A 12395-nucleotide genomic window follows, 5' to 3' on the forward strand; every position below is an offset into this window, starting at 1 on the left:
GGGACAGGTGGATTGCGGCACTGTCCCCCCGTGAATCCAGAACAAACCGCAGGTCAGAGCAGTGCGGGGGACAGGGGGACAGCGGGGACAGCAGGTGGCGTCCCCGCTGTCCCCTGCGCCGCTGGGAGACGTGAACTTGTGTACGGGGCAGATCCCCCTCGTGTCGGCGCGGAATCCGGGGCCGCTCGCCAGCGGAGCTGGGCGCGTTCTATCGTGGCGGGGTGGTGCCGATCTGTTGGCGCAGATCAGCACCCCCACCAGTTGGAGCGCTACTTCTACGTGTGGTCGTGCAACCACTGGTAAAGCAGGGCCGCGAGGGTCAGGATCGCCCGGAAGATGTCCAACCAACTGATCGGGTTGGTCCTGGCCTCGCGTTTCTTGCGCCGCCGCCTGGGCGGGTGTGGTGTGGTCACTTGCGGACCTTCCTCTTGTGGACTCGATCGATGGTGGTCGCGAGTCCGTCGACATAGCTGTTCTACTCCGGGATGCCCCCACTTCTGCGGTTGGTGTTCGGCCGCCGGAGCTTCACTGCTCCAGTGATGGTGGACCAACGTGGTGACAAACGCATAGCTCCCTATCCACAGAGGGTGTGGGCGAGCTGTGGAAGACCCCGGGAATTGCGGTGCACATCTTGGGGAGAACCTTGTGCACAGGTTGTGGAATGTTGGCCGTGCAGGGCTCTGACCTGCGGAAACGCCTGCGCGCACTTGTGGAGAAGGAAAAGTCTGTGAATTACATACGTGGCAGACCGTCCACACCAACAAATCAGGGCTGTCCACAGGCGTGACTAGTGGTGTGCCTTGTGCAGCACGTTCGCGATCTTGCCTCGAAGTCGATGGACTGGATCACCTTCATGGTCAGCTCCTCGGCGATCGGGTTGTCGAGGATCGGCACCAGTTCGTAGTCCATCCTGGCGCGTTCGGCGAAGGACGATGCCGCTGCGCAGTCACGTCACTGCTCGGGGACAGCGGGGACAGGTGCACCAGGTGGTGTCCCCGGCTGATTGCCGCGAAACCCGCAGGTCAGAGCTGAGGCGGGGACAGCGGGGACAATGCGACCGGGTAGACCGGCCGGCGCAGAGATTCTGCAGCCTGCTACCTCTGGTCTGATTCGTAGAGGACGGGCGGCTTAGCCGCTGGCTTCGCCAGATCAATCGATCGGGTCTGGGTGGCAGTTGTGTCCTCGGCGCCAGGTCCAGGTGTGGCCGGACGTGGGCCGCTCATATGCCAGCGCCCATCCCGATGGGTGATCGACGGTGCGGCCCATGCGTTGTGCGGCGCGCAGGCAGTCCAGGAAGTCGTCCTCGTAGTAGGCCCATTTGTCACCCGGGCCGCCCTGTAGGCGGATGATCGGCCCCCTGTTGCTGGCCATTAGAACTGGTCTGCTCGGCGGAGTTCGGCCTGCGGGATCCAGGACACTCTGTTGCCTGGACCGCGGACCCGGCCGACCCAGGTTCCCTTCTCGAAGATCCAGGCGTCTAGAAAGCCCGCCGGCTGCCAGGCTTTCTCGACCGGGACGGGTGGGTCGACCCGACGCACGTGGTCTGGTGAGCGTGGCCCGTACACGTCGTATTGCAGCTCCAGGTCAGCGGCCAGTTTGTGTGCCGCCTCCTCGGACAGGTCCGATCCGCGGTGGCCGTTGGCGGCGTTGTCCCAGACCGACCAGTCGTCATCGCCGGTGCCGCCACGTACGTTGAACCGTCCCACCATGGCCTCATGATGACATTAATCGAACATGCTTTCCCTTAAGCGCGGAGACTGGAACGGCGCTGTGACCTGCGGGTCTGCGTGGTGGACGGTGTCGTCGACGTGGGTGTCGTGCAGCGAGCCCGTTCTCAGAAGGCAGTGGCTGTGGCTGGGTGGTTCTAGGTCCAGCCGTCGACAGAGAATTGAGCTCCGGCCTGGATTTGAGCGATCGCTGCGGCGCTGTAGGGGACGGTGTTGTCCGGCAGGTTGTCGGGGTTGGCCCAGAGCAGGCCCGCGCACTTGTCTGGTTCGCAGTTGGTTGGCTCGCCAAGCCATTGCCTGGTGCGGAAGAAGATGCCGATGCGCCCCTGCCCTTCGGGGCTGCGGTAGTGGACGACGTGCGCGCAGGTGAGGTCGTTTGACCGGATGATCACGCCGACTTCTTCCTTTGCCTCGCGGATCGCGGCGTCGATGACGCTTTCGCCTGCTTCGAGGTGTCCCGAGGGTGGGCAGAGTTGGCCATCTGCGTAGCCGGTGTTCGCGCGTTCCAGTAGCAGGATGCTGCCGTCGTCGCGCTGGAGCAGGGCATAGACGTCAACGACCGTGGTGTACCGCTCCTGCATGTCGTTCCTCCGCGCTGTCGGTGCTTAGGCCATCGGGCCGTGTCCACGCTAACGACGGTCGCGCGGCTTCGGGCGTCGGGTCCTTGGGTTGGGGGCGGTGTCTGCGTCGGAGCTTGTGGTCAGTGGGCGACTTTGGTGATGAACCTGGGGTAGTGCGTCTCGATCGTGGCCCGGTTGGCGGCGTGGACTTGCTGTGGGGTCAACCAGCGGGCCTCGGTGAACTCGGCTGGGTCGGTGACGAGAGGCATGCCTCGTTGACCGACGAAGAGGAACCACAGGCTGACGTCGGTGTGGTCGTGATCAATCCCGGCTGTGTCGACGATGGAGACGAAGGTGGGTCTGCGGGTCGGATCAGCAAAGACGGGGATGACGCCGAGCTCCTCTTGGGCTTCGCGGGTCGCTGCATCGGCTGGGTGCTCGTCTGGTTCGACATGACCTCCAGGCGGGACCCAACGTTGGGCGACGATGTGGTTGACCAGCAAAGTGTTGGCGTCGCTGGGGTCGATCAGCACGAAGGAGACAAGGTGCGGCGAGGGGTCGCCGGTTTGCTGCGGCGGAACACGTCGTCGGTGCGTTCGAGCCATCGGAGCGTCTGGTCCTGCTGCTCCCACACAGACATCGTCCTCGGCGGCGAGGGCCTGACCGTCACAGCCAAGACCCCGCAGGGTTGGGTAACCCTGCTGGATAACGACGCCTGGGCACTGAGCTGATCGCCTCAGGGCCGTCGACAGTCCAGGTGACGCCATCCGTCACGGCCGCGGGCGAGCAGTCGGTGCGGCGAGGACTGTTGCGGCGCGGAGGTCGCCGTGGGCTCGAGCCAGCGCTGCGCGGAGTCTGGTGATCTCGTCGGTTTGTTGGTTGATGCGTTGGTGCGCAAGTTCGAGTCGGCGCTGGAGTGAGGCGTCCGAGGCACGGGTGGCGGAGGTGCTGACGGTGGCATTGTCGGAGGCGCGGCGCTGGAGCTGGTCGAGCAGGTCGGGCTGGGTGTAGAGCCACGAGCGCGAGACCCGGGCCGCACGGGCAAGGCCGGCGACGGTCAGGGGTTGCCGGTCGGCGATGAGTTGCTCGATGGCGTGCGCAGCGCGCCGCCGGGCATCGTCGCTGCGGTGCTGGGCCGCGGCGAGTAGGTGCTTGGTGTTGTCAGCTCGCATCGCCGGTCTCCGCGGGGTCGGGCGCCTGGATGGCGTCGATGATGTTCTCGAGATTCGCGGCGACGCGCTGGTTCATCTCGGCCAGCCTGCTGTTGCCGCGGGCTTCGGCGGTGGCGATGAGCCGTTTCGTGGCTCGCAGCTGGTTGAGGTGTTCGCTGAGGAAGTCGGGGGTGGTGACAAAGACCGGGCAGGTCAGGCAGGCGTTGGCGTGGGGGCAGGTCTGCTGGAGCGGGAGGCCGCAGTAGCCGTTGGGCAGAGCCATGGTGGCGCGGCCGAGGTTCTCTTTCATCCAGGCAGCGTCGCTGAGCGGCGTGTTCGCTTCGAGGATGATGGTTTCGCCGGCGATGTTGACCTTGCTGGCCCTTTCCCAGTGCCGGCGGATGGTGTCGTCGCGCAGCCGGGCGTAGCGGGCGGTCATCTCCGGGGATTCGTGGTCCAAGAGACGGCGGACGACTTCTTGTGGGACGTCGGCGTTGATAAGGCGGGTGCCGTAGGTGTGGCGCAACTGGTGGGCGGTGAAGCGGAACGGCCGGCCGAGTTCGTCACGCAGGTCGATGGTTTCTTGCCAGGCAGCAATCGGCGCGAACGGCTGGCTGCGGGGCTTGGTTCCGGCCAGCGACGTGGCCTGAGGGAACAGGCAGGTCGCCTTCGGCCGGGTGGCCAGGACGGCCTCTTGGAGCTGGCGGATCTCGGTGGCGAGTTCGTCGTCGATCGGGACGAACGCTTCGCGGCGCATCTTGTGGTTGTAGTAGCGCAGATAGGGCGCGGCCTGGTTGTCCCGGACGACGCAGTCGAGTTCGATGCGGCCGGCGTCGTTGATCCGCAGCCCGGTGCGGATCAGAATCCGCAGCAACACCCGATCGGGCGGGTCCAGCATGTCCTGGGAGGCTGGAGCCTCGATTTGGGCCATGACGAACTCAGGAAGCGCCCGCGGTGCAGCAAGTGGGCGGCGGGGGTGGTCGCCGGGGAACACATCGGCAGAGACTGCCAGCAGCGGCGTCCATTCCTGTTGCCGGGCCGTGCGCAGAAACGTTCTGACCGAGCTGAGGTCGTAGCCGCGGCTGGCCGGGCCTAGGCCCCGCTCGACGAGCAGGCTCAGGAAAGTCTCGATCGTGGCCCGGTTGAAGTCGCCCGGTTGAGCATCCGGCCCGGCCTGGGCAGTGAAGGCGTCGGCCAGGCGCTGCAGGGCGGTGATGTCACGGTTGACCTGGTGGTAGCTCTTGCCCGTCGAGATCCGCCAACGCAAGAACCGCTTCACCAGATGCCGTAGCCATTGCTGCGGGATCTGGTCGAACCGGAGCAATCCGTCCGCCGTCCCAGGCAGCCCCATGACCGACAATCGCCAGGTGTCACGCTCGAACTCTGCGACGGGATCGCTCGGGTGGCAGAACTCTTCCAGCGACGCCAGGACCGCGTGCCGTGCAACCCGTAAGTGCTTACCGATCGAACGCCGGTCTTCCACTGCTGCGCGCAGGTCGTCGGGCAGATCACCCAGCAGGCTCGGCGTCTGCAGATCCCGCAGTGTGGAGATGAGTTTGCGCAGCCCGCCCACGGAGAACCGCTGATCCTTGCCTGCCGCCAGTTGCAGAGCCAGCGCGATCTCGACCCGTACCAGCTCAGGTAACCCGGTGAGGCGCAGCGATTCCGGTTTCGTTGTCGCTCCTGGAGACGCGATGAACTCTTCCAGCGTTCGCCCTGCCGCGCTCGCCGTTCGCCACCGGTCGCGGTGTGTCATGCAGAACCGGTGTGATCTGGCCTCCCGTAGGCATCCGGTTGCGCAGCAGATGGAGAACACCGCAGCTGCGGCCTGTTCTGTGTCGAAGGTGATGACTTCGACGTCGAATCGCGGATCCAGCGCCAGCCGCATCCGCGCCAGCGCTCCGTCGCCGCTGTCCAGGGACCGAACCAGGAGCCGTCCTGCGGGCCTGCTCATCGGCGTTCACCGGCCAGTGCCGTGACCTGGCTAGGGTCGGAAAGCCAGCCGGCATCGTGCAGCACCATCCGCAGATGCTCGACCTCTAAATGTTCGTAGGTGTCGATCGTGGTGGCCACCGAGGCGTGCCCGAGGAGCTTTTGCACCACCTCGGCAGGAACGCCGCGTCGCAGCAGTTCGGTGGCGTAGGTGTGACGAAACCAGTGCGGCGTGAATACGAGGTCTGTCCGGTTGCGGATCCTCGCGACTAGATCCGTCACCGTCCAGTAGCCCATCGGTGCCCCGATCGGGGCGGCCCACAAGTTGACGAACACGTAGTCGCTGTCCAGTGCGCCGTACTCGTCGAACAAGTAGTCGGCATACAACCGCAGCAGCCCAGCAGCGACCGGGATGTCCCGCGGGCCGGTCTTTGCCCGGGCGCCATTGACGTTGCCCCGCGGCTGCACCCGGATCAGGCCGCCGGCGGTGTCGATGTCCTCATGACGCAGCCCGAGCGCCTCGCCGATCCGCAGCCCCGCGCCGGCCAGCAGCGCGAACAAGAACCGGTCCCGCAGATGCTCACAAGCCTCCAGCACCGCGACGATCTGGGCCGCTGTGAGCGTCCGCGGCGTCTTCTTCGGCGCCTTCAGCTTGATCTCGCGGCGCCGCTGAGGGCCTTCGCCCAGATGCGCCAGCAGCGGGCGCCATGACCCTCCACGCGCTGCACCCGGCCGTAAGGACCACAAGAACTCACACTCCACCCCGTGCCGCGGGTGGAACTCGTAGAACGACCCGACCGCCGCCAGCTTGCGGTTGATCGTCGACGGCGAGCAGTGGCTGTGAGCCTGCGGCAGCCGGGTCACGTTCCCCGACCGTTCTGACGGGGACCGGCTCAGCCAGGCCACGAACTGCCCCAGATCCTCCAGCCGCAGCGCATCCCACGCCAGCCCAGCCTGCAGCAGGAACGCGAACAGATCCCGCAGATCGAACGCGTACGACCGCACCGTCTGCGGCGACCGGTCCACCGCACTCAGATGCGCCAGAAACCGCTCAACCGGCCGGACCACCGAGAACTCATCATCCAGCACCGTCCACGAGACCTCGCCATCCGGCAGATCCACTCGCTGCACCACCAAGCCCACAACCGCCTCCGGAGCGTCGACAACACCCCAGATAACGACAGTCGGTGACCGCGGCTACACACCCCCTGACCTTCGTCGGCTACATCAAAGACATCGTTACGAAGGCTTAAGGGAACCTATGTTCTATTCGGGGCCAGCGGTTTGCAGGCTGCTGTGATGTCTCAGGACATCGGTGACAGTTCTGCCTCAGGACATCGGTGACACTCGATGTGTCAGGACATCGGTGACGGTTCAGGGGTCTTGGCGTGGGCCGCGGGGGTGGCCGTTGCCGACGTAGGTCACTCCTGGTGCGGGTCTGGTGTGCTCGATGAGGATCTCGCCTTCCAGGTCGGTGACGGTGATCTTGTCGCCGACGTTGTTGCCGGCGCTGATGACGAGGACCTGCTGGAAGCCGCGTCGCCCGTCGACCAGGTATTGGACCTTGTCCAGGTAGAACATGCCGGCGGGGGTCAGTTTCTTGACGATGGTGGGCGGTCGGGGTCGGTTGGCGGGACGGTTGGAACGACGGGGAAGGTCGTGGGTGGGGCGTGGCGGCTCGGCTTTCGCGGTGGCTTCCCAGGCGGTCAGGGGTGTGACGCGGCCGGGTAGGCCTTGGTGGGGTCGCTGGGTGTTGTAGATGTGGTCGAAGGCGTCGACCTGGGCTTGCAGTTCGTCGAGTGTCTCGGCGAGTGGTTGTTTGTCGAGGTAGCGGAACAGGGTCTGGTGGAAGCGTTCGTTCTTGCCTTGGGTGGTCGGCTTGTAGGGCTTGCCGGTGATCGGCTCGACGCCCAGGGCCATTAGGTGGACGACGAGCTGGCCCAGGAGCCCACGGCGCGACGGGTTGAGCGCGGACCCGTTGTCCGACAGCAGCCGTTGCGGAACGCCGTGGGTGGCCACGGCCTGGTCGAACACGGCGATCGCCGCCTCGGCGGTCTCGCCCCACGCGACGTGGGAGGCGACGGCGTAGCGGGAGTGGTCGTCGATGAGCTGGAAGATCACGCACTTGCGCCCACGGGTCAGGACGTACTCAGTGGCATCCAGTTGCCAGCAGGCGTTGGGGGCCGGGTAGACGAACCGGCGCCATGCCGAGCGGGGCTTCTTCCTCGGTTCAAGACGGGCGACGCCAGCCTCGCGGAAGATCCGCGCTAGCGACGCGACCGAGGGCACCTGGTCCAAGCCCATCGCGTGCATCTTGTCGTGCACGCTGACCGGCCCATGGTCCAGCCCGGAGGCCTCCAGCGCGGCGCGCACCCCGACGGCCTGCTCCTTGACGTCGTCGCTCAGTTTGGACGGGCTCGTCCTCGGCCGGCGGGTCCGAGGCTCGAGCACTGCGGCCGGCCCGTCGACCAAGGCGCGCTTGCGCAGCTCGTAGAACGACTTGCGCGAGATGCCGTGCTCGGCACAAAACGTCGACACCGCCCCGCGAGGAGCATCATCGGGCCACTGCGAGATCGCGAGCCGAACACGAGGATCGATGGGTTCACTGGCAGCCATCCCCGAACCGTCGGGGCTGAAGTGTCACCACCAAGAACACCCAAACCGTCACCGATGTCCTGATGCAGAACTGTCACCTATGTCCTGAGACATAACATTTGCAGGCTGTCTCAGGCCAGTTGCGGCAGGTCACTGGGTGACAAGTCGGCTCGGACTCGTACGTAGCGCATTCCGTGGCGAACCTGGCCGGCTTGGGTGGCGGCGTCGGCGCTGACCTCGGCAACAACGGTAGGGCTGACCTTTGTGAGTGGCTTGTTCGAGTCCAGGCCGCCCCATCGGTACGACGTGATCTCGTCGGGCCACGGATGCGAGTCGTCGGCTGGCTCGAGTACGGCGGCCAACTGGGCCGACTGATCCGGCTTGAGCGGGACGGTTCGGCCGACGACCGTCAACTCACCGTCGGCGGTGTAGAGACCTGCAATCAGAACCTCCGGCCGGGTGATCGAGCCGAGGGCACCGCCCACGATGACCTCGCGGGTTTCACGGTGCTTGACCTTCACCCAGCCATCTCGGCGACCGGGACCGTAGCGCGTGGCAGCGCCCTTTACCACCAGGCCTTCGACTCCCATCGCGGCCGGGAGGACTTCGAACCACTCGCGGGCTTCGTTGATGTCATCGGTGACAGGGGTCAGCTGAAGCGGTGGCGCCCACCGGCGGGCGAGCTCCTCGAGTCGCGTTCGGCGCACGGTCCAGCGTTGGGTGCGCAGGTCGACCCCTCCGTTCGCCAGCAGATCGAACGCCGCGTACGCGGCCGGTAGCTGGGCGGCTTTGGCGCGGGCCTTGGTCGGGCTGGTCACGAGCCGCTGTTGGAGTGCATCGAAGCTAAGCCGGCCATCGGCTCCCAGGATGACCAGTTCACCGTCCAGGACCAGGCCGGCGGGCAGCTGCTGAATCGCGGCGGTAACGATGTCGGGGAACCGGTCGCTGATGTCATGACGGTTGCGGGTCCACAGCCGTGCCTGGTCACCGCGGCGCACGATCGCGACCCGGTAGCCGTCCCACTTCACCTCGTAGCGCGAACCGCCAGGTAGTGCGCGCGGTCCTGGGATCTCGTCGACCGAACGCGCTAGGGCAACCTCAACTGGCCCGGCCAGATCGGCTGGGATCCGGACCTCCCCCGGGTCAGTGCGTTGCTTGGCCGGTGTCATCGCTATTCCTGTCCCCCGGTCGGTGGAATGGCGGCCACACGATGATCTTCACGCCTCGGACCGTGAGTCGGCGGTCGCGGTACGGGCAGAACCGATGGTGCTCCGGAACGTTTGCCCCGTCGCACTTCCCGCACCGCCAGACGCCGGCCACATCACCAGCATGCGCCCAGACCTCAGCTCATGTCGCCGGACGGCGCCCGATTCGGTTGCCTCCAGCCCCGGTACCCGCCCGAAACCCCGGATCGGCGGCGCCGTGGACGTTTGGCGTGGCAGGCTGGAGACATGGGTGGCCGGTACGCTTCTGCAGCCAGGCGGCTCGAAAATGGTCGACCCGATGCTGGAGTCTTGACCACAAAGGACACGGTGGGTGCCGCCTGCCCGCGTGATGACGAATGGATCTCGGCGGAGAAGGCGGCCGACGTCCTCGGGGTGAGTGAGAGCACCGTTCACCGGATGGCGCACCGCGGCCTCATCGAACTCGGGAGCGGTTACCGCCGGTACCATCGTCCTTCCGTGGAAGTGCTCCGCGATCGCGGGGAGCCGATGTCCCTCAGCGAGGCCGGCCGCATTCTGCACCGATCGATTGCCGAGGTCCGCCAGCTGCACGCAGCAGGCAAGCTCGGTCCATTCGCAAACGCGACTTTCCCTGTCTTCCGGCGGGAGATCGAACGCTACGCCGACGCCCACCCGCCGCCCAGCGGCAGAGAATGCCGGTTGAACGTCACGACGGCGGCGGAGATGCTCGGACTCTCCAAGAGCACGGTCCACAGGCTCGCCAGGTCTGGCCGGCTTCCCTGTGACCGCGACTCGCGAGGACAGTATTGGTTTCGGCGCGAGCACCTCACGATGTACGTGCGGACGCGAGACGCTGAGGACTCCTTTGAAGGACTTGGAGTGCTCCCTACAACTCTCGCTCCTGGGAGCTGACTCCATTCATCGGCGTGCGCAGGAGAGATGGACTCGCATCCCACCATGATGCTTCGTCGTCGCCAAGCGCCCAGGCGTGCGGCCAGTCCGCGCAAGTCCACGGGCACGCCACGCTCGGATGGACTCCCGCATTTGACGGGGAGATTGGTCGTTGGGAACAGGCCAAGGAACATGACGGTGAATCTCGGTCCGCTTCAGACTGCAGGGGACTGCGATGGCCGCGGCTTCGCCTGCCTGACCTTAGTTGTTGGCCTGTCTGGCAACGAGGATCAAAGCCGACTTCGGTACGTCTGCTGGCGTAGGGCGGTCAGTAGCGACCGCGAGAAGGGAGCGAACCTGATGTCTCATGTCCCACCTGACAGTCCGATGTTGACCTCGCTGGTCATGCGCTGCTGAGACGAGAGGTGAACCAGACAAGTACCGGCGCCAAGATGTCGTGAGATGTCGCTGCGATGTCGGAGGCTGTCGCCGTACTGTCGGGTGATGGATGTCGAGACGGCGCGAGCGGTCGCCGCAAGGCTGCTCGAGAGGGAGCTGCCGCGTCGGTGGGCGCACACCTGCGGTGTGGCTGGGCGGGCTGGAGGTCTGGCCGGGATGCTGGGGGAGCGGGCGGAACTAGTTGAGATGGCTGCGTGGTTGCATGACATCGGCTATGCGCCGGCCGTCCGAGTGACCGGGTTTCATCCGCTGGATGGTGCGCGGTACTTGCGCGATGTCGTGGTCGCCGATGAGTTGGTGTGTCGCCTCGTGGCGCACCATACGGGGGCTTTGGTCGAGGCTGATGAGCGCGGGATCGCTGAGCTGGCGGATGAGTTTGCTCTGCCTGATGGGGACTTGCTCGAGGCGCTGTCGTACTGCGACCTGACCGCAGGCGTCGACGGTTGTCAGGTCAGCGTGGAGGAGCGCCTCAGCGAGATCCTCCTGAGATATCCGAGCGAGCACGTGGTGCACCGCTCGATCGTTCGGTCGGGTCCGGCGCTTCGGAGGGCGGCGCGCAACGTGCAGCGGCGGCTTGGGGACGCTGGCGCCTAGTCGAAGTACAGCGTGGTGCCCGGCTCGAGGTAGTGGGCGATCCGGCGTTGCATCGATCGATCCATCTGCAGCCCGCTGAGTTCTGACTGTGGGACCCAGTGGACCTTTGTGCTCTCGCTGCTGGTGGTGGGTTGGCCGCCGGTGGCTCGGGCGCGGAGGAGGATCGAGAACTCCTGCCGGGCTTCGCCGTTGCTGGTGTAGAGGATGATGTGTTTCGGGTCGGTGTAGATACCGATGACATCGAGGATCTCGCAGTCGATGCCGGTCTCTTCCTTGGTCTCACGTACCCCGGCTCGTGACATGGACTCACCGAGGTCGATCGCTCCACCGGGGAGAGCCCAGTTGCCGTTGTCGGAGCGTTCGATCATGAGGATCTCGCCTGCGTCGTTCTCGATGACGACGTTCACCGACGGCACCATGCTGTTCGCGGCCGGCGCGTTCGGATCGTCGTAGTAGTCGATTCGCTTCGGCATCAGGCCTCCGTCATCGGTGTGGCGTCGTTCCAGACTCGGTCGAAGCTTTCGAGGTAGTGCCTGGCGAGCTCGCCGCCCGGTACCTTCCGCAGGTGCCACACGGGAGCTTGGGCGGCAGGTAGGCCGTACACATGGGTGTTCACGTAGAGGCGGTCGTCGGCTCGGTAGATCGAGTTGTAGAGCACAGTCCGATGCATCCGGAACTCGACGCCCGTGATCTCTCGGAGGCCGCGGTACAGGACGACGGCGTTGCGGATCTTGGCCGCCACCGCGTCGGCGACGCCTTCCTCACGACCGCGTTCGGCCACATGTTCGTCGTCCGGATCGCCGAGCAGGATTCGTACGCGCGTGCCGGCCGTAGCCTTCTTGCGGAGGATTCGCTGGATGCCTGCATCCTCAGCTAAGAAGAGACCCGCATAGACGAGTACGCCGATCTCTTCCGTGCCCGAATCGAAGAGCAGACGCCAGTCGTCTCTCGGTACGTCGGATCGCTGTGGGTAGACCTTGACGATCTCACTCTCGGAAACAGCCGCGGCCCGATCGCGGGGAAGGGCGTCCGGCCAAAGGTAGGACTCCTCCCGGCCGAGCCGGATGGCCAACTTGTGTCGGTTGCGCGGGAACGGTACGTAGTCGCCTACCACCCACCGCTCAACCGTCTTGACGTTGACTTCCAGCTCCTCCGCCAGGGCATGATGGGTCAGGCCGAGCTCGACCATCGCCGCTCGCAGTCGTTCGTTAGGCACGGGATCTAACTTAGGACATTTCGGGACATTTTGAGGCGAGGCGAGACATCCTGGAAATGTCCTTCCACGCCGTGACGCTGTCCGCC

12 protein-coding genes and 1 pseudogene are annotated in these 12395 nt (G+C 65.7%); 2 read left to right on the forward strand and 11 right to left on the reverse strand.

Going from position 1 to position 12395, the window contains the following annotated elements; all coding sequences use genetic code 11:
- Positions 1 to 275 precede the first annotated feature (275 nt).
- From ACGFH6_RS30185 to ACGFH6_RS30225, 9 genes and pseudogenes are all read right to left on the reverse strand, one after another.
- Positions 276 to 413, reverse strand: coding sequence for a hypothetical protein (locus tag ACGFH6_RS30185; protein ID WP_393390770.1), 138 nt, complete (start codon positions 411 to 413; stop codon positions 276 to 278).
- Between the two features lie 957 nt (positions 414 to 1370).
- Positions 1371 to 1709, reverse strand: coding sequence for a hypothetical protein (locus tag ACGFH6_RS30190; RefSeq protein ID WP_393390771.1), 339 nt, complete (start codon positions 1707 to 1709; stop codon positions 1371 to 1373).
- A 155-nt stretch (positions 1710 to 1864) separates the two neighbouring features.
- A complete protein-coding gene (locus ACGFH6_RS30195) occupies positions 1865 to 2308 on the reverse strand; it encodes an NUDIX domain-containing protein (protein WP_393390772.1) in 444 nt (147 codons plus the stop codon).
- 119 nt (positions 2309 to 2427) lie between these two features.
- A complete protein-coding gene (locus ACGFH6_RS30200) occupies positions 2428 to 3054 on the reverse strand; it encodes an NUDIX domain-containing protein (protein ID WP_393390773.1) in 627 nt (208 codons plus the stop codon).
- Between the two features lie 3 nt (positions 3055 to 3057).
- Positions 3058 to 3459: a DUF6262 family protein gene (locus ACGFH6_RS30205; protein ID WP_393390775.1), complete on the reverse strand. Its 402-nt coding sequence runs from the start codon at positions 3457 to 3459 to the stop codon at positions 3058 to 3060.
- Positions 3449 to 5326: a tyrosine-type recombinase/integrase gene (locus ACGFH6_RS30210; RefSeq protein ID WP_393390776.1), complete on the reverse strand. Its 1878-nt coding sequence runs from the start codon at positions 5324 to 5326 to the stop codon at positions 3449 to 3451. Before ACGFH6_RS30210 ends, ACGFH6_RS30205 begins: the two co-directional genes overlap by 11 nt.
- Before the next feature lie 62 nt (positions 5327 to 5388).
- Complete coding sequence (locus ACGFH6_RS30215; RefSeq protein ID WP_393390777.1) at positions 5389 to 6492, reverse strand: tyrosine-type recombinase/integrase; 1104 nt, start codon at positions 6490 to 6492, stop codon at positions 5389 to 5391.
- Between the two features lie 543 nt (positions 6493 to 7035).
- Positions 7036 to 7908 (reverse strand): annotated as a pseudogene (locus ACGFH6_RS30220) (integrase core domain-containing protein); the annotation flags it as partial.
- Positions 7909 to 8096: 188 nt separating this feature from the next.
- The gene (locus tag ACGFH6_RS30225) at positions 8097 to 9134 is read right to left on the reverse strand and encodes an ATP-dependent DNA ligase (RefSeq protein WP_393390779.1); all 1038 of its coding nucleotides are present in this window, start codon (positions 9132 to 9134) and stop codon (positions 8097 to 8099) included.
- Positions 9135 to 9479: 345 nt separating this feature from the next.
- On the opposite strand from ACGFH6_RS30225, the gene ACGFH6_RS30230 reads away from it, so the two are divergent.
- Both ACGFH6_RS30230 and ACGFH6_RS30235 read left to right on the forward strand, forming a co-directional pair.
- A complete protein-coding gene (locus ACGFH6_RS30230; protein WP_393390780.1) occupies positions 9480 to 10061 on the forward strand; it encodes a helix-turn-helix domain-containing protein in 582 nt (193 codons plus the stop codon).
- A gap of 483 nt (positions 10062 to 10544) precedes the next feature.
- Positions 10545 to 11093 carry an HD domain-containing protein gene (locus tag ACGFH6_RS30235; protein WP_393390782.1) on the forward strand — a complete coding sequence of 183 codons (549 nt, stop codon included), beginning with the start codon at positions 10545 to 10547 and terminating at the stop codon, positions 11091 to 11093.
- Here ACGFH6_RS30235 and ACGFH6_RS30240 read toward each other — a convergent pair.
- Positions 11090 to 11566, reverse strand: a complete 477-nt coding sequence (locus tag ACGFH6_RS30240) for an NUDIX hydrolase (RefSeq protein ID WP_393390784.1) — start codon at positions 11564 to 11566, stop codon at positions 11090 to 11092. The two genes, ACGFH6_RS30235 and ACGFH6_RS30240, sit on opposite strands and share 4 nt — an antisense overlap.
- Positions 11566 to 12309, reverse strand: coding sequence for a multiprotein-bridging factor 1 family protein (locus tag ACGFH6_RS30245; RefSeq protein WP_393390786.1), 744 nt, complete (start codon positions 12307 to 12309; stop codon positions 11566 to 11568). The genes ACGFH6_RS30240 and ACGFH6_RS30245 overlap by 1 nt, the downstream gene beginning before the upstream one ends.
- Positions 12310 to 12395 lie beyond the last annotated feature (86 nt).

It is taken from the genome of Kribbella sp. NPDC049227, from assembly GCF_043197265.1.
GTDB lineage: Bacteria > Actinomycetota > Actinomycetes > Propionibacteriales > Kribbellaceae > Kribbella.

Excerpts from the sequence above, each read along its gene's own strand:
- ACGFH6_RS30190 (WP_393390771.1), bottom strand. The coding sequence starts at position 1,709 with ATGGTGGGACGGTTCAACGTACGTGGCGGCACCGGCGATGACGACTGG.
- ACGFH6_RS30195 (WP_393390772.1), bottom strand. The coding sequence starts at position 2,308 with ATGCAGGAGCGGTACACCACGGTCGTTGACGTCTATGCCCTGCTCCAG.
- ACGFH6_RS30200 (WP_393390773.1), bottom strand. The coding sequence starts at position 3,054 with ATGGCGTCACCTGGACTGTCGACGGCCCTGAGGCGATCAGCTCAGTGC.
- ACGFH6_RS30205 (WP_393390775.1), bottom strand. The coding sequence starts at position 3,459 with ATGCGAGCTGACAACACCAAGCACCTACTCGCCGCGGCCCAGCACCGC.
- ACGFH6_RS30210 (WP_393390776.1), bottom strand. The coding sequence starts at position 5,326 with ATGCGGCTGGCGCTGGATCCGCGATTCGACGTCGAAGTCATCACCTTC.
- ACGFH6_RS30225 (WP_393390779.1), bottom strand. The coding sequence starts at position 9,134 with ATGACACCGGCCAAGCAACGCACTGACCCGGGGGAGGTCCGGATCCCA.
- ACGFH6_RS30235 (WP_393390782.1), top strand. The coding sequence starts at position 10,545 with ATGGATGTCGAGACGGCGCGAGCGGTCGCCGCAAGGCTGCTCGAGAGG.
- ACGFH6_RS30240 (WP_393390784.1), bottom strand. The coding sequence starts at position 11,566 with ATGCCGAAGCGAATCGACTACTACGACGATCCGAACGCGCCGGCCGCG.